The organism is uncultured Chitinophaga sp. (assembly GCF_937874145.1).
Classification (GTDB): Bacteria; Bacteroidota; Bacteroidia; order Chitinophagales; family Chitinophagaceae; genus Chitinophaga.
The window spans coordinates 1-23,595 of the sequence record NZ_CALNBI010000406.1; the positions used below are offsets into that span (position 1 = coordinate 1).

The following is a 23,595-nucleotide window of genomic DNA, read 5'->3' on the forward strand; positions in this document are numbered from 1 at the left end:
ACATACGACTTTCCGCCGATCAACCGCCCGTCTACCGGCACCTGTTCGCCCGGTTTCACGAGCAACACGTTGCCCACCTGCACTTCAGACAGCGCAACCACGGATTCCTGGCCGTTTTCATCGACCCGGATGACCGTATTCGGTTGCAGGCCCATGAGTTTTTTGATGGCCGAGGAGGTGGAGGCTTTCGCTCTTTCTTCCAGCAGTTTACCGAGCAGGATAAAAGCGATCACGACCGCCGCCGCTTCGAAATATACGTGGGGATGCAGGCCGCGGCTGTGCCAGAACGCGGGGTTCAGGGTGTTGAAAACGCTGAATGCGTAGGCAATTCCCGTGCTGAGGGCTACCAGCGTGTCCATGTTGGCCTTCCCGTTCTTCGCCTGTTTCCAGGCATTGATGAAGAAATGCCGGCCGAGCACGAGCACTACGGGCGTGGAAAGTGCCCACATGATCCAGTTGCCGTATGGCATGTCCATGAAAAACATGCCGATGATTACCAGGGGGATCGAAAAAGCGACGGCCCAGATGGTGCGTTGTTTTAATTCAGCGTAATGCGCGCGCTGGTGGTCTTCCAGCCCGGTTTCCATATCGTCGCCGGTCAGCAGGTCGTAACCTACCGACTGTATCGCTTTCTTCCATTCGTCGGGGTGGGCGTTGCCCGGGGCGTATTCGACCAGCACGGAACTGCTGGCGAAGTTGACCGCAGCGGAGATGATGTCCGGCTGGGCCTGGAGCATGCTTTCCACCGAACCGGCACAAGCTGCGCAGCTCATGCCGGTTACCGGGAAGTTCTTTTTAACCGTTTGTTCCATTGTCGTCATCGTGTGTTTCCTTTTAGAGGATACAAAGATCCGACCGAACGCCCGGCGGGGCATTATAGAATTCAGGGAAAGATTTACAACATTTTCGGGGAGCGCGGTTTCTCGCCTTTGACGCGGAAAAGGGCGGTAGTACGGCGGGGGTCGCCCACGATCCAGACAACGTCTCCTGTTTCCAGGCGCATGTCGGAAATGGGGTTGAGGATGCGCTCCTCCCCTCTTTCCACACCCACCACCATGCTGTGCGCCATTTCGCGGATACCGGATTCGCGGATAGATTTACCGTTGACGCCGGAGCCTTCCAGCACTTCATAACGGCGCAGCTGCACCTGCGAGCGGGAGAACTGCTGATGCGGTTCGTGGTGCTCGATGAACTGGCGGAAGGCTTCGATCTGCTGGTCGGTCCCGATCACCTGCAGGCGGTCGCCGGGGAAAAGGCGTTCGTTTTTAGGCGGGATGGGAATGAGCCGGTCGCCCCTTTCGATCACCGCAATATTGATACCGTATTTTTCCCTGAAGCCCAGCTGCTCAAGGGTACGGCCTACACCGTTCCAATCGGCATGCACATGGAAGGAGGCCAGGTGGGCATCCCAGGGGGCGAGCACGGGCCTGCGGGCGGCTTCCGCGGTTTCGCGGGCATTGTAGTTGGAAAGGAAACGCGCTTCCAGGCGGTCGTAAAACGTCTGGATCTTGCGGTTCATGATCAGTAAAATACCGGTAATGACCGCCGTAGCCGTGGCCGCCACGGTGAAGGAGAAGAACCGGTCGAGCATGAAGCCCACCAGGAACACGGCCAGGCCGATGCGGACGGTCCGGAATAAAGTCAGCGGCCCTTTATACTTGTTTTGCGTCCACAGGTTGGCAAAGGCTTTCGGCTGTATCTGGCGCACCGCCAGCGCCCAGAGGAAGGGCAGCATCACCAGGAAAGTATCCGCCGCTGTCACCATTTTGCCCCACTGGTCGCCGATGAGATTGTCTGCGAAAGGCAGGACGTAAATGGAGGACAGGAGCCCCAGCGCCAGGATGATCACGGAGAAGACCATGGCGTTGAGCACATATCCTTTGAACAATACCTGCCAGTCGGAGGCCTGCGAGATGGTTTGCGCGCCGGTGCTATACCGGTCGAGCGAGGTTTTCCATTTCTGGGGGATGTATTTATCGAGCCAGTTGTAGAAAGGATCAGCCACCTTGATCATATAAGGAGTGGTGAACGTGGTGACAGCCGACACCGCCACGGCAATGGGGTACAGGAAATCGCTCGTTACATTGAGATCACGGCCGAGGATGGCGATGATGAACGAGAACTCCCCGATCTGCGCGAGGCTCATACCGGCTTTAACGGAAGTTTTCAGCGGCTGGCCTGAGATCACGGCGCCCAGGGTGGTGCTGAACGTCTTGCCAAACAAGGTCAGCAAAGTGATGATCACCACCGGTACGATATAGACCTGCAGCATCTTGGGATCGATCAGCATACCGATCGAAACGAAAAAGATAGCGCCGAAAAGGTCTTTCACGGATTTGATGAGGTGCTCGATCTTTTCCGCCTGGGTGGTTTCCGCGAGGATGGAGCCCATGATGAAGGCGCCAAGCGCCGGGGAGAATCCCACTTTCACCGCCAGCACCACCATCAGCAGGCAAAGGGCGATGGAAGTAACCAGGAGCGTTTCTTCACTCATCAGTTTCTTCGTCTTCTTGAGCAAAGTCGGGATGAAAAATATGCCGCCGATGAACCAGAGCACGAGGAAGAACACGAGTTTCACCACGGCCATGAGCATTTCCGTTCCGGCGAACTGCTGGCTTACCGCCAGGGTGGAAAGCAATACCAGCAACACGATAGCGATCAGGTCTTCCACCACCAGGATCCCGAATACCAGCCCCGCAAACTTCTGTCCTTTTACGCCCAGTTCTTCAAATGCGCGGATGATAATGGTGGTTGAGGATACGGACAACACACCGCCCAGGAAGATCGAGTCCATCGTATTCCAGCCCATAAACTGCCCGGCCACATACCCGAACCCGAGCATGACCAGCACTTCCACGACGGCCGTGATCCCGGCGCTGCCGCCCACTTTCATGAGTTTCTTGAAACTGAATTCCAGACCCAGGCTAAACAGCAGGAAGATCACCCCGATCTCAGACCATACCTTGATATTGCCTTCCTCCCGCACCGTGGGGAACAGGTGGAAATACGGCCCCACCAGGATCCCCGCAATCAGGTACCCCAGCACTAACGGCTGCTTTAATGCTTTAAAAATTAATGTGGTAACCGCCGCCGCTCCCAAAATCAAGGCTAAGTCTACAATCAGATTCGGAAAATGACCCATACGCTCTTCTTATGTTAATATCTTTTTTATTGGAATATGGCTAAAATAAATAAAAAACACGGCAGTTCGCCATAAAACAAGACAGGGAACGCGCCCCTATGGCCACATTCCCTGTCCTGAAAAGCATTCCGGCAACGAAATAAATATTATCGGCCGTCCCCCTTTTTATACCTGAGCAACGCTTCGAGATAATAATAGTCGGCGTACGACAGCGGCACATCGATCTCCGAATTCCCCGGCATCGACCCTGTGCTGTGCATCAAAATGAAATGATTGTTGCCCCCTTCCTTCGCCCGGTAGGCTTCGCCGCTGAGGCTCACCAGCGCATCGGCGCCGGCGTTCCAGTATCGTTTGGATGCCGTCTTATCCACATAACGGCTCAGTTCCAGCAGTGCGGAGGCCATTACCGCCCCGGCGGATGCATCGCGGATGGCGTTCGGGATCTCCGGCGCGTCGTAGTCGTAGTAAGGAATAAGATCGGCCGGCATGTTCGGGTGGTTGAGCATGTAATCGGCGATATGGCGCGCCTGGTCGAGGTATGCGTTGTCTTTCGTTTCGCGGTACATCATCGTGTAACCGTACAGTCCCCAGGCCTGCCCGCGGCTCCAGGCCGAAGCGTCGGAATGGCCCTGGTGGGTCTTCTTAGCCAACACCTGCCCGGTAGCCGTATCGTAGTCGATCACATGATAAGAGCTGTAATCGTCGCGGAAGTGGTTTTTGATGGTCGTGTTGGCGTGGTTCACCGCGATGGTTGCGAAATTTTGGTCCCCGCTTTCTTTCGCCGCCCACATGAGCATTTCCAGGTTCATCATGTTATCGATGATCACCGGGCACTTCCAACCGGCGTGGTCCCAGCTGCGGATGGCGCCGATCGTGGGTTTGTACCGCTTGATGAGCGAAGCGGAACTGGTGAGCAGGATGCGGCGTGCGGCTGTGTCCCGCGTCAGCCGTAGATCGTTGCCGAAGCTACAGTACATGAGAAACCCGAGGTCGTGGGTGTTGGTGCGGTATTGATTGGCCAATAAATTCTGCTGGCGCTTTTCGGCTTCCGCGCGGAAGGCGGGGTCGCCGGTGGCTTCGAAGAGGTACCAGCAGGAACCGGGGTAAAAGCCGGCGGTCCACCAGTTGTACTTCGCGGTCATCAGGCTGCCGTCTTTGTTGGTGGACCGGGGGAAGAGGGAATCGGGCACTGCCGTCATCATCCCTTTGTATTGCCTGGCGGAGAATGCGAGGCTTTCTTTAACGAGGGCCTTCATGGCCTTCTTGCTCACTTTCGTTTGTGCGAATGCGGCCGTGGATGTGGATAAGAGCAATGCTAAGACAAGTCGTTTCATACAGTGGATCATTTTTTCTTTTTCGGCGATCCCGCACTGGAGTCGCGCGCCACCAGCTGGATCGGAACGATCTCCTGGGGGTGCCGGTAGGTGCTGGGATGCCGGGTCTGGATAAGGTCCATCAGCGCGGACACCACCCTTTCGCCCATGGTGGCGGGAAACTGGTCGACCGACGTAATGGAAGGCGTCACAATCTCGGTACGCGGATCGTTGGAATAACCGACGATCTTCACGTCTTCCGGCACGCGGATATTGCGTTTCCTGCAATATTCGAGGATCGTGATGGCCGTGGTGTCGTTGGTGGCGAAAACGCCATCCGGGTATGGTTGCTGCGCAAAAATCTTTTCCGCCGTAGCCAATGCGTTCTCGCGGCTCAGCTCATGGAAGAAGACGCGCTGCTTTTTGAAAGGGATCTTATGCTGCTGCAGGGCGTTTTTATAACCCGCCAGCCTTTCGACATACAGGTTGCAGGAAAGCGGGCCGGAAATATGCACGATGTCTTTACAACCCTGTTCAATGAGGTGCTGCGTGGCGGTAAAGCCCCCCAGGAAGTCGTCGCCCTTGATCACTTTCGCCTGGTAGTCCCGCGGCGTACGGTCGAAGAAAACAACGGGAATGTTGTTTTGCTTAAAAATATCGAAGTGGGAAAAGTCCGTCGTGGAAAGCGTGGCGGAAACGGCCAGCCCGTCGACCCGGGCCGAATACAGCGTATTGGCCAGCTGCTGTTCCTGCTCGAGGGAGTCGTTGCTCTGGCAGATGATCAGGTGGTACCCGTATTCCTGGAGCTTGTTCTGCACCACGGTGGTAATGGCTGCAGGGAAGAACATGGAGATCCTCGGGATGATGAGCCCGATGGTCCTGCTCTTGTTGTTCCGCAACCCGGCCGCCATGGCGTTGGGCCGATAGCCCAGCTTCCGGGCCATCTTTCTAACTTTTTCCTTTGTCTTGGCGCTGATGTTGGGATGATCATTCAGCGCGCGGGAAACGGTGGAAACAGAGAGCCCCAGCTCTTCGGCGATATCCACGATAGTTTTTTCAGAACGTACGGACATACAATATTTTGGTTTATCGGCCCATCCAGCCACCGTCTACCGTCATGACCGTTCCGTGCATGTAAGAAGATGCGCCGGAGGCGAGGAATACGACGGGACCTTTGAAATCTTCCGGTTCGCCCCAGCGCCCGGCGGGGATACGGTCCAGGATGCCCTGGCTGCGTTGTTCGTCGGCGCGCAATGCGGCGGTGTTATCCGTGGAAATATACCCCGGGGCGATGGCGTTCACGTTCACGCCGCGGCCCGCCCATTCGTTGGCGAAAGCTTTGGTCAGTTGCCCTACCGCGCCTTTGCTGGCCGCATATCCCGGCACATTGATACCACCCTGGAAAGTTAACAGCGATGCGGTAAAGATCACTTTCCCGCTGCCACGCTCCACCATTTTCCTGCCGATCTCCCGCGTGAGGATGAACTGTGCCGTCTGGTTGATGGCGATAACTTCATCCCAAAATTCGTCAGGGTGTTCAACGGCTGGTTTGCGCATGATGGTGCCGGCATTGTTCACTAAAATGTCGATAACCGGAAAATCCTGCTGGACTGCCGCAATAAATGTATACAAAGAGTCCCGGTTCCCAAAATCGCATTGGTAAGCCCTGAACTTCCGGCCGGCAGCCGTTACGGCTTTTTCCACCTCACTGCCGGAAAGCTCCAGGGAGGCGGATACACCGATGACGTCTGCGCCCGCTTCCGCCAGCGCCTCGGCCATGGCCTTCCCGATCCCGCGCTTGCAGCCGGTAACGAGGGCCGTTTTGCCTTTGAGGCTGAATTGGTCAAATATGGACATAATGCCTGTTTTTCAAATTTAATAAATCCGTACCTGTACGGGTTTCCTGAGCTTCTGCGCTTCCTGGCGGAGGTAATGGAACCATTCCCCGGCATTGGTGATCAGCCCGGCTTTGTCCCAGGCGCCGCCGGTATAGTACACTACCTTGTTGCTGCCGGTGGCCGTTGGCACGATGGACAGCAGGTGCCCTTTTTCCATGGCCATTTCTTTCACGGGCGTCACCATCACCACGCCGATGCCGGTGGTGCCGTCTTGGGCGGTGGCTGGCTCCCAATAGCCCATAACGCCGTCCTGCTCCCGGAAATACTCCGCCCCGGGGGCTTTGCGCTTCACGATGCCCACCGCCGCCGTGAGGGGCGCGGAATACGTGGCTTCCATCCTGGAAAGCTGGCTGTGCGCGTCGATCGACACGCGTTTGGTGACGCTCACGGTTTTGCCCGCGGCGTTCCAGGGGTCGTACGTCAGTTCGAAAGTGGTGCGGAGCGCGCCGCTGTCGAGCATGCGGTGGCCGGAATAATTCCGGGAATGCCAGATGCTGTCGGGCGTGTACGGCGCGATGCCGCCCGCGCCCAGTGTGAACCCTACGCTGTATTGGTCGAGGCCTTCGCCTTCGTCTTTGTGGTAATTGGGGCGCTTGTACCAGCTGTTGATGACCATTTTTTCGGTGCGCTTGTTCCAGAAGTCCACACCATACGCATTTTGCTTCGGCTCGGATTCCAGGGCGCGGCCGTACATGCGGAAAGCTACGCGGTCGTTTTCCCAGGCGAAATCATCGAGGCGCTCGGCTATGTAGCGGCCGTATGTCTTCGTTTCCACGGGGGCGGGAACGCCTTCCGCGAAGGTGAGGACGGCGCGGCCGCCCGGGGCCAGGGGGGCATCCACCAGGATCTTCAGGGGCTGTTTGCCGCCTTCGGTGATCAGCTGGTAAGGGATTTCTTTGCCGGTGAGCGCGTTGAGGATTTTAAAAGGGCCCCTGCGCAGGGGTTTCCATTTTGCCGCCACCGCCGCATAATCCAGTTCGGACAGGTGCGCTATCGCCCCGGCGGGGTTGTAGAGCTCCACGGTGATGGGGAACTTCTGCTCCGCCAGTGTCATCTTCAGTAATTCAGATCCGGCCAGCAGGAACGCTCCTACCCCGTACACCTCCGTATCCTCAACGGTCGTTTTGCCGGGGGAATCGGCGATCTTCTGCACGAATCCCAGCTTACCATCGGCGTGCACGCTTTCCTGCAAAGCGTTCCAGGCTTTGACGAGCACCGGCCTGAAATCCTTCTTCGGCAGCAAACCGCTATTCACGCCCCAGGCCATGGCATAGAGGAAAAACCCCGTTCCGCTGGTTTCCTTCGAGGGATAACTGCCCATATCGAGCAGGGCGGCGTGCCAGGTGCCGTCGGCATGCTGGAGGCCCGCCAGCCGCGTGGCCATGTCTTTGAATTGTTTTTCCAATGCGGGCCGGGAAGGATGATTGGCGGGCATGTTGACGAGCATGCGCACCAGTCCGCCCATCACCCAGCCATTCCCGCGGCTCCAGAACACGCTGGCGCCGTTGCTTTCCTTTTTGTCGAAATAGCGGGCATCGCGGTAATAGAGGCGTTCGTTTTTGTTGTAAAGAAAGTCGGAGGTTTTCCACCAGAGCTTCACGGCCGTTTCAAGGTAGGAAGGGTCGCCGGTGGCGGTGGAAAGGTACGCCAGGGCCGGGGGGCCCATGAACAGTGCGTCGCACCAGGCCCATTCGCGCAGGTGAACGTGGTTCTTCCAGTCCAGGGGCTCGTTGTGCGGCAGGGTGCCGATACTGTCGGCCAGGGAGCGCCAGCGGCGTATCATGGGCTCCTCGTCGTATATGCGGTAGAGTTGGGCATACAGCTGGCCCACGCAGTAGTCGTCGGCAAAGAGCCTCCTGGGGCCCGTATTCCATTCGTTATCGGCTGCAATCTTCACCAGGCGCGCGATATTGGCGGGATCGTTGGCGATCTCGGCATGGGCGTAGGCGCCTGCGTAGAGGGCGCCGTTGGTCCAGTCCCACTTCTGCCAGTTCCAGCCTTTGCGTTCCAGGTGTTTGAATTGCCAGTCGTTTACTTTCTTCATGTAGGAAAAGATGCTGTCGGCCGACAGCCTTTCCTGGGCGCGGGCGGGCCAGGCCAAACCTGCGCTGATGGCGCCTGCGAGGCACCATTGCTTCCATATATTGCGCATAAGCTTGCGTTATCGTAAATCGGTGATGGCGCAGTGATCCATGTCGCCGTAATCGAGGTTTTCGCCGGCCATGCCCCAGATGAAGGTGTAGTTGCTGGTGCCTGCGCCGGAGTGGATGGACCAGGGGGGTGAAATCACGGCCTCGTTGTTTTGCATCCAGATGTGGCGGGTTTCCTGGGGCTGGCCCCAGAAATGGCAGACCGCCTGGCCCTGCGGCACATCGAAGTAGAAATATACTTCCATGCGGCGGTCGTGGGTGTGGGCGGGCATGGTGTTCCAGGTGTTGCCGGGCTTGAGCTCGGTCATACCCATTTGCAGCTGGCAGGTGGGGATGACGGAATTGACGAGCAGCTTGTTGATCGTGCGGTGATTGGCGGTTTCCTGGGCGCCGAGGGTCACTACTTCCGCATCCGCCCTGGTTACGCGGCGGGTGGGATAGGTCATGTGCGCAGGGGTGGAATTGAGGTAGAACAGCGCGGGGGATGCCGCATCCGCGCTGGCGAACACGACTTCGCGGGTGCCTTTCCCGATGTAGAGCGCTTCTTTGTGCCCCAGTTCGAAGGTTTCGCCGTCTGCCTTTACGGTGCCGGCGCCACCTACGTTGATGATGCCCAGTTCGCGGCGTTCCAGGAAGAATCCGGCTTTGAGGGGATCGGGGGCTCCCAGCGCCAGGGGGGCGGCTACGGGCATGGCGCCGCCGGTGATGAACCGGTCGTAATGACTGTAAACCAGGCGGATATTGCCGGCCTCGAACAACGTGGGAATGTGCAGGGCTTCACGCGACTGGGCGGTATCCCAGGTTTTGGCTTCTGCAGGACTGGCGGCGTACCTCGTTTCGATATGCGTGCTCATCAATTAGCTTGTTTTTAGATGTGTGCGAAATTTGTAATGAAAAAGTTCGTGGATTCAAGGAGGGAAGTTACATAAGTTCATTCAAATCTGCAAACGTTTGCATAAAGATTAACAGGGAGTTTGGGCGGGATGGCACAAGGAAATGTTAACTTTGTATCAGCGTTAATATTAAATCATGAAAATAGTGGATAGTATTAACGCAGCTTTCCCAAATGGTCTATTTTAGCGTATCATGAACACTTTTCTTCAGATTCACCCGAAAGACAATGTGCTGGTGGCTTTACAGGATCTGCCGGCCGGCCGGCAGATAGACTTCAACGGCACTTCGATTCAATTGACGCACAACGTTCCCGCCAAACATAAATTCCCGTTCAGGCCCCTCCATTCCGGCGACCCCGTGCTGATGTACGGCGTGCTCGTAGGCAAAGCCGTGACGGACATCGCTCCCGGTGAGCCCATCACCACCAAAAACCTCCAGCACGATGCCGACGCCTTTCATGAGAAAGACGCCAACCTGCAATGGCAGGCACCCGATGTCAGCAAATGGAAAAACAAAACTTTCAATGGATTCCACCGGGCCGACGGGCAGGTGGGCACCCGCAATTACTGGCTGGTGATCCCCATGGTTTTCTGTGAAAACAGGAACGTAAACGTGATCAAAACCGCCTTCGAAAAAGGGCTTGGTTTCGCTCCCCCGGAAGTCTACAACGAACAGGTGAACGACCTGGTAGACCTCTATAAAAGCGGCAACCTCGAAGCCATCAAATCCTACCAGGCGGCAGAAAACAAACAAGCCTCCACGCGCAGCAGCATCTTCCCGAATATCGACGGCGTGAAATTCCTCATCCACGAAGGCGGATGCGGCGGCACCCGCCAGGATTCCGATGCGCTCTGCGCCCTGCTGGCCGGTTACATCCACCACCCCAACGTGGCCGGCGCCACCGTGCTCAGCCTCGGTTGCCAGCACGCCCAGGTGTCAATCCTCCAGGAATCCCTCAAAAAACTGAACCCGGATTTCAATAAACCGGTGCTCGTATACGAACAACAAACAAGCGGCTCGGAATTCAATATGCTGAGCAACGCCATCCGTGATACCTTTCTCGCTCTCGTGGAAGCCAACAAACTGGAACGCCAACCCGCTCCCCTGTCCAAAATCACCATCGGACTGGAATGCGGCGGCTCCGACGGGTTCAGCGGCATCTCCGCCAACCCCGCCATTGGTCATACTTCCGACCTGCTCGTGGCACTCGGCGGCACTACCATCCTCTCCGAATTCCCCGAGCTCTGCGGTGTTGAACAGGAGCTGATCAACCGCTGTGAAGAAGAAGCTACGGCCGGTAAATTCATTTCCATCATGCGCGCGTACGAGCACCAGGCGCAATCCGTGGGCTCGGGCTTCTACATGAACCCATCCCCCGGCAATATCAAAGACGGCCTCATCACCGACGCGATCAAATCCGCCGGCGCAGCCAAGAAAGGCGGCACCTCCCCCGTCCGCGACGTACTGGATTACACCGAATACGTTACCAAACCGGGCCTCAACCTGCTCTGCACACCGGGCAACGACGTAGAGTCCACTTCCGCGGAAGTAGGCTCCGGCGCCAACGTGGTATTGTTCACCACCGGCCTGGGCACGCCTACCGGCAACCCCATCGCGCCTGTCGTAAAACTGGCTACCAATACCCGCCTCGCGCAACGCATGCCCGATATCATCGACATCGATACCGGCTCCATCATCAGCGGACAAAAAACCATTGCCCAAATGGGCGAAGAAATCCTCGACTACGTGATCAAAATCGCCAGCGGCGAGGAAATCACCAAGGCGGAAATCCTGCACCAGGACGATTTCATTCCCTGGAAACGCGGCGTGAGCCTTTAATTCGCATAGTAGTTTGTAAGCATAGAAAAGCGGCGGGGCAAATGCTCCGCCGCTTTTGTTTATACCAGTGCAAACCGCATTACCGGATCACCGTTACCGTGCCCCTGAAGATGAATGTGGTGCCATCCTCGCACACGGTTTCAATAGCATACACATAAGTTCCGTAAGGCGATGTTTTGTTCTTCCAGCTGCCATCCCAACCCGCCACCGGGCTGTTGATGGGGAAATGCGTATTCTCGAAAACGAGGCCGCCCCACCGGTCGTAAATCCGCATCCAGTTCACCTCCTTGATGCCGCGCCCTTTGGGATAGAAGCGTTCGTTAACGCCGTCTTTGTTGGGTGTAATGGCGTTCGGGAAAAATACGCTGCCCTGGTCGCAGGTTACATGCACCATCACATCGTCGGTCGCTTTGCAGCCGAAACGGTTTTCCACTTCCAGGATGTAACGGGTGGTGAGGTCGGGCAGCGCGCGCGGGGCGGGACAAGTGGGGCAATCCAGTTTGTGGTTGGGCGTCCAGGTCCACCTGATGATATCGGCGCTGCCGGGGCCGCCCAGCAACACCGGTACGCCGGACATTACGATGCGGTCGGGGCCGGCGTTGATAATCGGTTTGGGATGTACGTTCACCAACACGGTGGCATCGTCCGTAAAACATCCATCCGCATCAAAACCTGTAACCTGGTACGTATAGCTGCCGGTAAATTTCAGGTTGGCGCGCGGAGCGGGAATGCCGTCATCATTCAACCCTTCCCCGTTCCATTTGTAATGATCCGCACCCCTTACCCACAAAGGCAGCTGATGCCCGAGGCAGAGCGTGGTATCCGGCGTAGCGGTTATCTGGAATGGCTGGGCTACGCGGATGCTGACCTTATCGGTATTGGTGCAGCCATTGGCGTCTGTTACGGTCACCGAATATTCCGTGTTGACGGTGGGAGCCGCCTGCGGCCTGGGCGATTGCGCATTGCTCAAACCCTCCACCGGCGTCCATTGATAGCTAACGCCTCCGCCGGAGCTGAGTGTGGTGTTTTGACCCAGGCACACGAACGGCGAGGCGGATGCGGCATTCACCACGGGCGCTGCCGTGATGTTGATATTGTGGGTAGACGTGTCCTTGCAGCCGTCTTTACTGGTTACGATGAGCACGGCTTTGGAAGGTCCTGCTACGTTAAAAGACTGATCGCCGGGCAGTTCCTCCGTGCTGGTATTCCCATTCCCGAATTCCCATTTCCAGGTAACGTCGTTCACGATGCCGACGGAACCTTTGAATGCGACTGCCTCGAACTGGCAAGCCTGTAAGGGCCCGCTGATGTCCGCCACCGGCCGGGGGAACACCGTTACCGTTTTATCCACCGTCTGCGTACAACCGTATGCCGTGGTGGTGGTCAGGGAGAAGTGATAATCTTTTTGCTGATCCAGGAAAAACTTCGGCTGTGCGGAAGTTTCATCCTGCGTGGGGATGCCTGGTTCGAAGGTCCATTTGTATGTAGCGGCTTCTTTCAGTTCATCGATGGAGTAGCTGTTGAATGCAGGCTGAAAAGCGACCCATCCTTCCTTGCAGATAATTTCAGGTGTCGCGTTCAGTTGCACATCCAGCTTGTCGATAACGATCGGATCTTTCAGGAACGCGGTGCCTTTGCAACCCGCCTGGTCCGACAGGATGAGGCGCGGTTTATACACGCCCGGTTCCTTAAAAGTATGTTTGATGGTGGCGTCCGTTGTTTCGGTGACCACGCCATCTGTAAAATCCCAGGCGAAATTCACGGCATTCGCCGCATCTACCGTAAACTCGATTTCCTTTGTGAGGCAGCCGCCGTTGGAAGATGTTGTGATGGTGGCGTAGGGGCCTTTCACTTCTACTTCCTGTTCAAACTCATCTTCAGTACCCGCGTCACCGGTTACTTTCAGTTTCACTTTGTATTTCCCGGCGTAGGTGTAGGTATGGGAAGGATTATCCAGCGTGGAAAAACTGCCGTCGCCAAAATCCCAGTATGAGCTGCTGTAATTCAGCGATCGATTCGTGAACCGCGCTACCACCGGCGGGCAGCCGCTGCCGCTTACAAAGGAAGTTGTGAAAGTAAAATCGGCGCTCACGCTCGACACCTTGATCTGTTTTTTGATACTATCCGTGCAGCCGTTATTGTCGCGCACCAGCAGCTTCACGGTGTAGGTGCCTTTCACGGGGTAATTTTTGCTGGGATGGTCTGCGGTGGAAGTGGTGCCATCCCCGAAATCCCATTCATACGTTGCGTAGCCGCCGGTTTCGCTGGTGGTATTATAGAACCACACATCCCCGCCCGGCGGGATCAATGTGGAGCTGGGTGTGAAGTCGGCATTGGGGCCGTTTACCTGGAGATAGTTCCCGCTGGCGGAGCTGCGGCAGCCGTCTTCGTCCGTAACCGTCATTTGCGGAATAAAATACCCCGCCCTGTTGTATGTGTATTTGAAAGGCGGCGCCGTGAAGGTTTTGGCCCCCGTACCGTCGCCGAAATCGAAGGACCAGGTTTTAACCGGCTTGCCTTTCGAAATATCCGTCTGATCCGTAAACATGAGCTCCGTACCGCGGCACTCCAAAACAGGCGGCGTTTCGAATTTGGCGACAGGGCCGTGCACATCTACCACCACTTTGTTACTGGAATCGATACATCCCTGGTGGTTAACTGCAAAAAAGCGGATCGCGTTTTTGCCTGGTTTCATGTTGGTGAACGTCACATATTGCTGGTTGTAGTAATCCCAGTACGGCGGCGTTCCGTCGGAAGAACTCCAGTTGTAGCCGTAATACGAATAATACAGCGACTGGTCGATGGTGAGCAGGTTGGCCCTGAGCGTTTCGTGCCCGCAAAGGGTGGACTTATCCGTATTGATGGTAATGGCTCCCGGCGCATACACGTTGATCGTCGCAGAATCGGTGCTGGTGCAGGTGCCGTCGGAAACGGTCAGTTTCACGAGATAAGCCCCGGTTCTGTCGTACTTATGTTTAACAACGGCGGTCTTCGTGGTGTAGGCATTTTCTTTTCCATCCCCCCAGCTCCATTTCCAGCTGGTAATGGCGCCCAGGGAATTATCGTCGAAGCTGATTTCCGTCCGGTTGTCGCAATCCACCGGTTTCATGCTGAACCGCGGGAAGGGGTTGACGGCTTTGATGAATGCCTTTTTGGTGACGGAACTGTCGCAGCCGTTGTTCGAAACGGTAAATGTAACGTCATAGGTTCCGGGTTCGCGGTAGCTATGTTGCGTGCGCTGGGAGGTCCCGTAGTTGTAATCTCCGAAGTTCCAGCTGAAATGGTTCCCCACATCCGTGGTGCCATTGAACTGCACCCAGTTGTTGCCGCAGACCTGGGGGGCCTGGGGCGAGGTGAAATCCGGTTTGGGCTTCTTATACACCTGGATGCTGTTGTAGGAATAGAGATTGACCGTTCCCTTGCAGCCGTTCGCGGTGGTGTAGGTCAGCTTTACATTGTAAGAACCGGCTTTGCTGTAAGTATGGGAGGGCGTGGCTTCGGTGGATTTGGGGCTGCCGTCGCCGAAATCCCATTCGTATTTCGTAATCACGTCGCCGGTGGTGCTGTAGGCGCTGAAATTGGGTGTAATGCCTTCGCAGCCGCTGGCGATGCTGGAATAAGCATAAATCACCGGCTTCTGCACCTGGATATACTGATCCGAAACGCTGGTACAGCCGGATGCGTTGCCCGCCGTCAAGCGGATCGTATAATAACCCAGACTGTTGTAAGTAGCGGTGGGATGCTGCTGGGTGGAAGTCTGGCTGTTGCCGAAAGTCCAGTTCCAGCTGGTGGCGCCCGTCGATTTATCCGTCAGTTTCACGGTTGCGGGAACGTCGCAGATAGCGGCCTGGTCGGTGGTGAATGCCGCCTGTGGAGCAGGTTTCACCACGATGTCTTTGGTAATGGGTTCCCGGCAAGTACCGTAATCGGCCGTCATGGTAACTTTCACCGTTCCGGTACCGGCGGGGCTGAAATAAGTGCTGCTGCCCCAGCTGTTGATGTAACCCTTGTCCACGCTCCAGGTGATGTTATCGGCCTGCGGCGTGGTGGCGGCGGTGAAAGAGGCGCTCGCGTTTTCGCAAACGCTGGCCGGCAGCTGGAAATCCGTTTTGAAATTGGCGACATTGATTTCGTCGGAAGTGTGCGTGGCCACGCAGCCCCGGTCATTGGAAACGGTGAGCTTGATTTTGTAAATGCCCCTGGCGGTGTAGGTATGTGAGCCGGGATTGGCGCCGGTAGCGGTTTTCCCGTCACCGAAATCCCATTTGTAAGTAAGGGTTCCCGGGCCGGAGGAGGCATTGGCGATCGTTACGGTGCCGGGCGCGGTACAAACGAATTTATTGGATATGCTGAAATTGGCGGTTAATGCTGCGCCGGCATCCACGATGTTGGAAATCACTTTGGAAGCGGTGCAATGGTTGCTGTTGGTGACGGTTAGGGTAACGGTGGCTTTGAGGACGTTATTGTACGTATGGACGGGACTCTTCCCCGTGCCGGTGGTGCCGTCGCCGAAGTCCCAGGACCAGGTGGAGATCGTGCCGTTGGAGGGATCGGATTTGTCGGTGAAAGTCACATCGAACGGGATGCAGCCTTTGGCCGGGCTGGCGGTGAAGTCGGGTTTGGGAAGGGCCCAGACGGTGACGGTTTCCTGCGCGGTACTGGTGGCCCCGGAGGCGTCTTTCACGGTCAGCTTCACGGTGTAGGTGCCGGGTGAAGTATAGGAAGCGCTGGGACTTTTATCCGTGGAGGTGGATCCGTTGCCAAAGTTCCATTGCCAGGAAACGGGGTTGCCGGTGGACTGATTATCGAATCTGGTGACAAGGCTTTCGCAATCACTGGACTTGCTGGGAGTGAAAGCGGCTCTCAGTTGGGCGAAGGCGCCAGCGCCGGGCCAAATGAGCAGTATTAACAAAACGGTACAGGAAAGGGTAATTTTCGGGATTACCTTATTGACTAGGGACATATGATGCTATTCGGGGAAGAAAATTACACAAAAAAGCTTGACGGAACGCGCCGTGCAAGGGTGTAGTTAGGTATCAGAAAATCCTATCATTCAATACTTCCTGATCACAAACAAGTTAGTTTATCGGCCTGCGTGGGGATGAAAAAAGTAATAATGGGCGGGTCAAAAAAAAGGCAGCACAACGATGGGATGCGTTGTGCTGCCTGATGGAAAAGTATTTTTTGAAGGACGGATTACGCCAGTTGCGACCTTTCCATTTTCGGCACACACAGGTGGATCACCAGCGTGGCAATGAGGTAAGCGGTGCTGCCATAGATGAAGAATGGAACGTAGCTGTCGGTGTGGCCTGCGTACCAGGTCATCATAGCGCCTGCGATGCCGCCCAGAGTGCCGCCGATGCCGGTTACGGATCCTACTGCGTATTTCGGGAACAGGTCGCCGGGCATGGTGAGGATATTGGAAGAGAAGCCCTGGTGCGCTGCGGTTCCCAGCGCGATGATAAGCACCGCCACGTAGAAGCTGGTGGTATATGCGGCGAAGAAGATCGGCAGGGCGCAGAGGCCGCAAAGCAAAAGCGTGGTTTTGCGGGCGCGGTTGAGCGACCAGCCGTTTTTCATGAACCGGGTGGTCAGCCATCCGAAGAAGATGCTGCCCACGTCGGAGATGATGTAAATGAATACGAAGGTGAACCCAACGGAAGAGATATCCAGCTTCTGATCCAGCGTGTTATTGCGGACGAAGAAAAGCGGCAGCCAGGTCAGGAAGAAGTACCAAACACTGTCGGTCAGGAATTTGGCGCCGGCAAAAGCCCAGGTCTGGCGGTAGCCGAAGAGCCTGATCCAGGACACCTTCCCGGGGGGCTCCTGTTCCATATCGCTTTCGATATGCGCGAGCTCTGCGGCACTGAGGGATTTGCTTTCGCGGGGCTTGCGGTACATTTTCATCCAGAAAGCGATGAGAATAAAGCCCAATGCACCTGTGACGATAAAGCACACCCGCCAGCCGAAATGGTGGTTGAGCACCGGAACGGCCAATGCCGTGGCGATCACCCCGATGTTGGCTCCTGCGTTCATGATACCGGTCGCCTGCGATCGTTCCTTTCGCGGCAGCCATTCGGAAATCGTTTTATTGGCCGATGGGAAGTTCCCCGCTTCACCGATGCCCAGCATAAACCGCGCACCGATCAATCCCCCGGCACTTTTCACCAAACCATGCAACATGCCCGACAGGCTCCATAAGCCCAAAGCGATAGGAAAGCCCTTGCGGACGCCCACACGGTCGAGGAACCAGCCCACGATGAGGAACCCCAGAGAATAAGCAAGTTTGAACGCCGCGTCGGTATTACCCAGCGCCTTCTTGAAATCGGCATGGTCGGAGGCCTGCATCACGTGATCCGAGGAAAGCCCCAGGATATCTTTCTGGAATGTTTCATCCGTAGAAATCATCGACAACACCTGCCGGTCTATATAACATATCGTGGTAGCAAAAAACAGCAACGCAACAATTCGCCAGCGATACCGGCCAATTACAGTGGAATTCATATCAGTTGAGTGTTTAAGGGATGAGCACTACAGAACAAATTACTGCAATGACTTTAATAATGCAAACGTTTGCTTGATTTTCTCGGAAAGGCTTGACCAGTCCCGTTTTGCAATGATTTCTTTTGATATAAGGTTAGACCCCATGCCTACGCAGACAACACCTGCGCCGAACCAGGCTTCGAGGTTGGCGGCTTCCGGCTCCACGCCGCCGGTGGGCATGAATTTCAGGCCGGGGAACAGCGGTTTGATCGCCTTCACAAAGTCGGGGCCCAGCGCGCTCCCGGGAAACAGTTTCACCAGCAACGCCCCGTTCTTCTCCGCCACGGAAATCTCTGTCGGCGTCATGCATCCCGGGATCCAGAGAACGCCCGCGGAATGGCAATACGCGGCGGTTTCAGGATCGGTGACGGGGCATACGATGAAGTCGGCCCCCATCTCCGTGAAAGTTTTCGCGTCGGCAGCGTTCTTGATAGTTCCGATGCCCAGCTGCATGTCGGGCATGGAAGCGGTTTTCAGATCGCGGAGATGCGCGAAGTTCTGACGGGCCTGCTCCCCGCGGTTGGTAAATTCGAAAACGCGGATACCGCCTGCATAACAGGCTTTCATCACTTCCGCGCACACTTCGGGGTCCTCATGGTAAAACACCGGGATCACCTTTGTGCTTTCAAATGCTTTTACGATTGTATCTGGTTGCGTTGTCATCTGTTACATCATTTGCGTAATCGTTTCGCGCGGGGTGAGGTTAAAATCCCCCGTCCTGAAAAGCTTCGTGTACGCCGACGCAGCGGCATAGCCGATGATTTCCTGCGGATCGAAGTTGTGGATGTTGGCATGGATCAGCCCGGCCATAAAACTATCGCCGCTGCCCACACGGTCCACCACTTCATTCGTTTCATACTGCCGGCTCACGTACAATTCGCCGCCGGTGTAATACACGGCGTAATACAGGTTATGCGTGGCGCCACCCGAAAACCGGAACGTAAACGCCACCCGGTCGCACTTCGGGAACTTTGCGATAATGGCTGCCGCGGATTCGCGGGCGGCCTGCAGGTATCCTTCTTTCGTATCCGGTTCTACGGCGGCTTTATTCAAAGGCACGCCCAGCATCATTTCGGCTGCCCAGATATTTCCCATGATTACATGGCAATATTGCGTAAGGGCGGGCATTACTTCCACCGGTAATTTGCCGTATTGCCACAATTTGCTGCGGTAATTGAGGTCGGTGGAAATGGTCATTCCCTTGCGGGTGGCCGCTTCCAGCACTTCCCGGCAGATTTCCGCCGCGTTGGCGTTCAGCGCGGGAGAAATCGCGCTCCAGTGAAACCAGTTCGCGCCATCGAGGAGGGCGTCCCAGTCCACCGTTCCCGGCTGTATCTCGCTGAAGCTGGAATATTTACGGTCATACACCACTTCGGCATGCTTCAGGTCGGCGCCCTGCGAAAGGTAATACGCTCCTATCCTGTCGCCGCCCCACAACATCCGGTCCGTTTTGATACCGGCGCTTTCGAGCTGCGCGAGCGCCTGGCGGCTCAGCCCGTTGTCGGGCGCTTTGCTGATATAGGCCACGCTGTCGCCCCAGGTACCCAGGGCCGCGGCTACGTTGGCTTCCGCCCCGCCTACGTACATGGCGGCGCGGTTATTGGCCCAATCGGGCGAAAGGCGGAATAAGATCTCTCCGAAAGTAATGACTGATACTGGTTGCATTAAAAAGAAAAATACGCCTGCGCGTTGTTATAGCATATATTCTGCACCGTTTTGCCCAGCCAGGGAATATCGGCGGGCAATTCTCCGTTTTCCACATCGTTGCCGAACAAATTACACAATATTCTTCTGAAATACTCATGGCGGCTATACGAGAGGAAGCTCCTCGAATCGGTGAGCATGCCCACGAACCGGCTGATCAGCCCCATATTGCTGAGCGCGTTCATCTGCTTCTCCATTCCATCTTTCTGATCCAAAAACCACCAGCCCGATCCGAACTGCATCTTCCCGGCCACGCTGCCGTCCTGGAAATTACCCACCATGGTGGCAAACACTTCGTTGTAGGAAGGGTTCAGGTTGTACACGATCGTTTTGGCCAGCTGGTTGCCGGCATCCAGGCGGTCGAAGAAGCGGCTCATGGCCTCGGCCATCGACCAGTCCCCAATGGAATCTACCCCCGCATCCGCGCCGAGCCGCTTCAGCAAACGGCTGTTGTTGTTGCGGATAGCGCCCACATGGAACTGCTGCACCCAGCCTTTCGCGTGGTTCCACTGGCATACGAAGTGCAGCGTTGCGGATTTGAACATCGCCGTAGCGGCGGCATCCAGCTGCCTCCCGGAGAATACGTGCTGGAAAGCCTGTTCCAGCGCGGCTTCTGTAAAATCGCTGTAGATGAAATAGTTAAGACCATGGTCCGATAACCGGCCGCCGGCTGCATGGAAATAATCGTGTCGGTTCTTCAGCGCGTCGAGCAGGGATTGATAGCTATGGATTTCGATGCCTGCCGCGGCGCCGAGCTTGCTTAAATAGGATTTGAAGGCCGCGGGATCTTCCACCGCCATCGCTTTGTCGGGCCGGAACGTTGGCAGCACCTTGACGCCGAAACCCTCGCTCCGCAATGCCTTGTGATGCTCCAGCGAGTCCGCCGGATCGTCCGTAGTACACAGGGCCTTCACATTGAAGTGCTGCAACAGGCTGCGGGTGGAATACTGCGGCAACTGCGCGTTGCAGGCCTCGTATATCTTCTTCGCGTTATCGCCGTTCAGCGTTTCGCGGATGCCGAAAGGGTTCGCCAGTTCCATCGCGCTCCAGTGATAGAGCGGGTTCCGTGCGGTAAAAGGCACCGTTTCGGCCCACACGCGGAACTTCGTGAAATCATCGGCATCACCGGTAATCAGGTCTTCAGGCACGCCGTTGGCCCGCATGGCGCGCCATTTATAGTGGTCGCCCTTCAGCCAGATCTCCGTCATGTTCGCAAACTGCTTGTCGGACGCGATCTCGTCGGGCGGCAAATGGTTATGGTAATCGATCACCGGCATGTCTTTCGCGTAATCGAAATACAGGCGCCGGGCCGTTTCGGTCTGTAGTAAAAAGTCTTCCGACAGAAATTGTTTCATGCGATTATAAAACCTTGGAATGGTGGATGATATATTCCTTAACGCCGTTTTGCATCATGCCGATGAGATGGTCCGTCACGGTATCGGCGAACCCGGGCAGCTGGTTGAGATCGGTTTGCCAGAGGCGCCCGTCCCCGCAAACGTTCCGCACCATGGCCGAAACCTCGGGATACGACGGAGCCGACACGCTTTGCCAGTGGCCTGCGAAAACAGCGGCATTTTCGTCAGTGATATCATACAACTGCTCACCGCGCAGGCCCTGGTACTTGCCGTCTTTCTCCCGCGCCGGCCGCAGGAACATCAGGGTTCCCGCGAATCCCAGCAGCATCATCTCCGGCAGCAGGCCTTTGCTTTCGCGGTAGCGGAGGATGGTCTGCACGTTGCGCGCGTTCATCTTGCTGCTCTGCTGGAAGGTGATGGAAATGAGTTTATGTTCGATGGAAGGGTTATCGAAGCGGTCGAGCACGTCGGTGGCGAAGGTGGCAACCTGCGGACCGAGGTGCTCCAGCGTGGGCAGGATCTCCCCTTTCACGACGGTTTCGAAGAAGCGGCGCATGTAGCCGTCCTGCATGCACTCATATACAGTATTGAGGCCGGAGAGATAACCCAGCGTTACGGCGGCGGTGTGGCTGCCGTTGAGGATGCGGAGTTTCTGTTCGCGGTAGGGTGTGATGGTGGGGGCGATGAGCATGCGGTCGTCCGCCTGGTGGAATTCCAGTTTCTGCGCCACGCCGGCGTCGCCTTCGATCGCCCAGAGGAGGAAGGGTTCCGAATCGATCCACAGCTCGTCTTCGTACCCTGCTTCTTCCCAGCATTCCGACAGGTTCTTGGGCCTGCCGGGCACGATTCGGTCTACCAGCGAGCTGCAGAAGCGGTTGCCCTGGCTGATCCACTGGATGAAATTTTCCGGCATTTCGTTATATGCCGCCAGTTTGAGCACGATGGAACGGAGCAGCTGCCCGTTGTCGACCACCAGTTCGGTGGGTATAATGACGAACCCCGGAAGTTTCCGGCGGTAGCGTTCGTACAGGATGGCCAGGAGTTTCCCGGGGAACGACGCGGGCACGCCGGCCGCCACGTTTTCCTCCACATACTGGATGCCCACTTCCGTGGTGTTGGAAATGATGATCTCCATGGCAGGCTGACAGGCCGCTTCCAGTACCGCCTCCCAATCTGCATTCGATTGCAATACACGGCTAACAGAAGCGTTGACCAGGTATTGATCCACGGGTTTCCCCTGGGAAATGCCTTTGATATGGGTGGTGAACAGTCCGTCCTGCGCATGGAAAGCGCCCGCGTCGCCCCCGTCGGTGCTTTTCACGATCGCGATGCGGCCGTTGAAAACGCCCTGCTTGTTGGCTTTGTCGACGAGGTAGTCGACCAGGCCGCGCAGCAGCACGCCGGTTCCGAACTGCAGGATCTTTTCCGGTAATTGAAAGTAATCGGATGTAATGCCCCATTGCGGGTGATTCATAACGTGTGCCTTATTCAAACGAGGTAGCATGCATTCAAGATTTATTATATGACATAGCTAATATCCGATAAATATAAAATTAGGCCGCGACTTTTTTGACGATTATTTAAAGAATTATGACAAAAATCTAATATCAATCGTTGTAAATCCCTACATATTGAATTTTTTTCATCGGGCTTATCTTGTTCCGGCTATGGGGCTATCAGCAGTATCTATAGGCCTGCGCCCCTCGTTCCGGGGATTTTCTGTAATTTTGCACGCTAAACCGATAGGAAAATGAGCAAGCATGGAAAAGTGCTGGTAGCCATGAGCGGGGGTATCGACAGTACCGTTACCGCCCTTATGCTGCATGAGCAGGGTTACGAAGTGGTCGGCATTACGATGAAGACCTGGGATTACGCATCCGCCGGGGCCTCCAAGAAAGAGACCGGCTGCTGCAACCTGGATTCCTTCAACGACGCCCGCGCCGCCGCCGTGCATCACGGTTTCCCGCACTTCATTCTCGATATACGCGACGAATTCGGCGATTTCGTCATCAATAACTTTGTGGACGAGTACCTGGCAGGCCGCACGCCGAACCCCTGCGTCCTGTGCAACACCCACATCAAATGGCGCGCCCTCATGAAACGGGCAGACGCGATGGACTGCGCTTTCATCGCCACCGGCCACTATGGCCAGATCCGTGTCGAAAACGGCAGGGGCATCATCAGCAAAGGCGTCGATGAAACCAAAGACCAGAGCTATGTGCTCTGGGGCCTGGAGCAGGACGTCATCAAGCGCACCCTCCTCCCCCTCGGCGGCTACCGCAAAACCGAAATCCGCCAGATGGCCTTCGACTTCGGTTACCCCGAACTGGCCAAGAAAGCCGAAAGCTATGAAATCTGCTTCGTGCCCGACAACGACTACCGCGGGTTCCTGAAACGCAAGGTAGACGGGCTGGAAGAGCGCGTGAACGGGGGCAACTTCGTACTGGCCGACGGCACCATCGTAGGCAAGCATAAAGGCTATCCCTTCTACACCATCGGGCAGCGCAAAGGCCTCGATATCGCGCTGGGCCGGCCCATCTTCGTGACCGAAATCATCCCGGAAACCAATACGGTGGTGCTGGGCGACGAAGTGGAACTGAACCGCAGCGAAATGAACGTCGGCGGCATCAACCTCGTGAAATACGACCATCTCCCCGAAGGCATGGAATCGGTGGTGAAGGTGCGCTATAAAGACAAAGGCACCCTGGCCAACCTGTACGGCGGCCGCGCCGGCCTGGGCAAGAAGCTGGACACGTA

At 56.2% G+C, this 23,595-nt stretch carries 15 protein-coding genes; 2 read left to right on the forward strand and 13 right to left on the reverse strand.

The genetic code is table 11. The features are described from left to right. From Q0510_RS19650 to kduI, 7 genes are all read right to left on the reverse strand, one after another. Positions 1 to 821: cation transporter (locus Q0510_RS19650; protein WP_298715521.1), on the reverse strand; the 821-nt coding region annotated here is incomplete at its 3' end. Positions 822 to 895: 74 nt separating this feature from the next. Further along, on the reverse strand, positions 896 to 3,142 hold the full coding sequence (locus tag Q0510_RS19655) for a cation:proton antiporter (protein ID WP_298715523.1): 2,247 nt from the start codon (positions 3,140 to 3,142) through the stop codon (positions 896 to 898). 146 nt (positions 3,143 to 3,288) lie between these two features. Continuing rightward, the gene (locus Q0510_RS19660; RefSeq protein WP_298715525.1) at positions 3,289 to 4,476 is read right to left on the reverse strand and encodes a glycoside hydrolase family 88 protein; all 1,188 of its coding nucleotides are present in this window, start codon (positions 4,474 to 4,476) and stop codon (positions 3,289 to 3,291) included. 8 nt (positions 4,477 to 4,484) lie between these two features. Further along, positions 4,485 to 5,528 (reverse strand): LacI family DNA-binding transcriptional regulator, encoded by a 1,044-nt coding sequence (locus Q0510_RS19665; protein ID WP_298715527.1) that lies wholly within the window; start codon positions 5,526 to 5,528, stop codon positions 4,485 to 4,487. 13 nt (positions 5,529 to 5,541) lie between these two features. Further along, positions 5,542 to 6,312 carry an SDR family oxidoreductase gene (locus Q0510_RS19670; RefSeq protein WP_298715529.1) on the reverse strand — a complete coding sequence of 257 codons (771 nt, stop codon included), beginning with the start codon at positions 6,310 to 6,312 and terminating at the stop codon, positions 5,542 to 5,544. An 18-nt stretch (positions 6,313 to 6,330) separates the two neighbouring features. Continuing rightward, positions 6,331 to 8,505, reverse strand: a complete 2,175-nt coding sequence (locus tag Q0510_RS19675) for a glycoside hydrolase family 88 protein (RefSeq protein WP_298715531.1) — start codon at positions 8,503 to 8,505, stop codon at positions 6,331 to 6,333. A gap of 9 nt (positions 8,506 to 8,514) precedes the next feature. After that, on the reverse strand, positions 8,515 to 9,357 hold the full coding sequence (kduI, locus tag Q0510_RS19680; RefSeq protein ID WP_298715533.1) for a 5-dehydro-4-deoxy-D-glucuronate isomerase: 843 nt from the start codon (positions 9,355 to 9,357) through the stop codon (positions 8,515 to 8,517). 232 nt (positions 9,358 to 9,589) lie between these two features. On the opposite strand from kduI, the gene Q0510_RS19685 reads away from it, so the two are divergent. After that, the gene (locus tag Q0510_RS19685) at positions 9,590 to 11,236 is read left to right on the forward strand and encodes a UxaA family hydrolase (protein ID WP_298715535.1); all 1,647 of its coding nucleotides are present in this window, start codon (positions 9,590 to 9,592) and stop codon (positions 11,234 to 11,236) included. A gap of 79 nt (positions 11,237 to 11,315) precedes the next feature. Here the strand turns inward: Q0510_RS19685 and Q0510_RS19690 are convergent, their stop codons facing one another. The 6 genes from Q0510_RS19690 to Q0510_RS19715 form a co-directional block, all read right to left on the reverse strand. After that, positions 11,316 to 16,148, reverse strand: coding sequence for a PKD domain-containing protein (locus tag Q0510_RS19690; RefSeq protein WP_298715538.1), 4,833 nt, complete (start codon positions 16,146 to 16,148; stop codon positions 11,316 to 11,318). A 284-nt stretch (positions 16,149 to 16,432) separates the two neighbouring features. After that, entirely contained in the window at positions 16,433 to 17,740 is a 1,308-nt protein-coding gene (locus tag Q0510_RS19695) for an MFS transporter (protein WP_298715540.1), read from the reverse strand. Positions 17,741 to 17,779: 39 nt separating this feature from the next. Continuing rightward, a complete protein-coding gene (gene eda / locus Q0510_RS19700) occupies positions 17,780 to 18,442 on the reverse strand; it encodes a bifunctional 4-hydroxy-2-oxoglutarate aldolase/2-dehydro-3-deoxy-phosphogluconate aldolase (protein ID WP_298715542.1) in 663 nt (220 codons plus the stop codon). 3 nt (positions 18,443 to 18,445) lie between these two features. Then, entirely contained in the window at positions 18,446 to 19,444 is a 999-nt protein-coding gene (locus Q0510_RS19705; protein ID WP_298715544.1) for a sugar kinase, read from the reverse strand. Beyond that, entirely contained in the window at positions 19,444 to 20,838 is a 1,395-nt protein-coding gene (gene uxaC, locus Q0510_RS19710; RefSeq protein WP_298715545.1) for a glucuronate isomerase, read from the reverse strand. Before uxaC ends, Q0510_RS19705 begins: the two co-directional genes overlap by 1 nt. Positions 20,839 to 20,842: 4 nt before the next feature. Further along, entirely contained in the window at positions 20,843 to 22,312 is a 1,470-nt protein-coding gene (locus tag Q0510_RS19715; RefSeq protein ID WP_298715547.1) for a tagaturonate reductase, read from the reverse strand. 276 nt (positions 22,313 to 22,588) lie between these two features. On the opposite strand from Q0510_RS19715, the gene mnmA reads away from it, so the two are divergent. Further along, the coding region (gene mnmA, locus Q0510_RS19720; protein WP_298715549.1) for a tRNA 2-thiouridine(34) synthase MnmA at positions 22,589 to 23,595 on the forward strand (1,007 nt) is incomplete at its 3' end.

Bases quoted from the DNA above. Each gene is read 5' to 3' on its own strand.
- Q0510_RS19675 (WP_298715531.1), bottom strand. From the start codon at position 8,505: ATGCGCAATATATGGAAGCAATGGTGCCTCGCAGGCGCCATCAGCGCA.
- Q0510_RS19685 (WP_298715535.1), top strand. From the start codon at position 9,590: ATGAACACTTTTCTTCAGATTCACCCGAAAGACAATGTGCTGGTGGCT.
- kduI (WP_298715533.1), bottom strand. From the start codon at position 9,357: ATGAGCACGCATATCGAAACGAGGTACGCCGCCAGTCCTGCAGAAGCC.
- Q0510_RS19655 (WP_298715523.1), bottom strand. From the start codon at position 3,142: ATGGGTCATTTTCCGAATCTGATTGTAGACTTAGCCTTGATTTTGGGA.
- Q0510_RS19705 (WP_298715544.1), bottom strand. From the start codon at position 19,444: ATGCAACCAGTATCAGTCATTACTTTCGGAGAGATCTTATTCCGCCTT.
- Q0510_RS19660 (WP_298715525.1), bottom strand. From the start codon at position 4,476: ATGAAACGACTTGTCTTAGCATTGCTCTTATCCACATCCACGGCCGCA.
- Q0510_RS19670 (WP_298715529.1), bottom strand. From the start codon at position 6,312: ATGTCCATATTTGACCAATTCAGCCTCAAAGGCAAAACGGCCCTCGTT.
- Q0510_RS19665 (WP_298715527.1), bottom strand. From the start codon at position 5,528: ATGTCCGTACGTTCTGAAAAAACTATCGTGGATATCGCCGAAGAGCTG.
- eda (WP_298715542.1), bottom strand. From the start codon at position 18,442: ATGACAACGCAACCAGATACAATCGTAAAAGCATTTGAAAGCACAAAG.
- Q0510_RS19695 (WP_298715540.1), bottom strand. From the start codon at position 17,740: ATGAATTCCACTGTAATTGGCCGGTATCGCTGGCGAATTGTTGCGTTG.
- Q0510_RS19715 (WP_298715547.1), bottom strand. From the start codon at position 22,312: ATGAATCACCCGCAATGGGGCATTACATCCGATTACTTTCAATTACCG.
- uxaC (WP_298715545.1), bottom strand. From the start codon at position 20,838: ATGAAACAATTTCTGTCGGAAGACTTTTTACTACAGACCGAAACGGCC.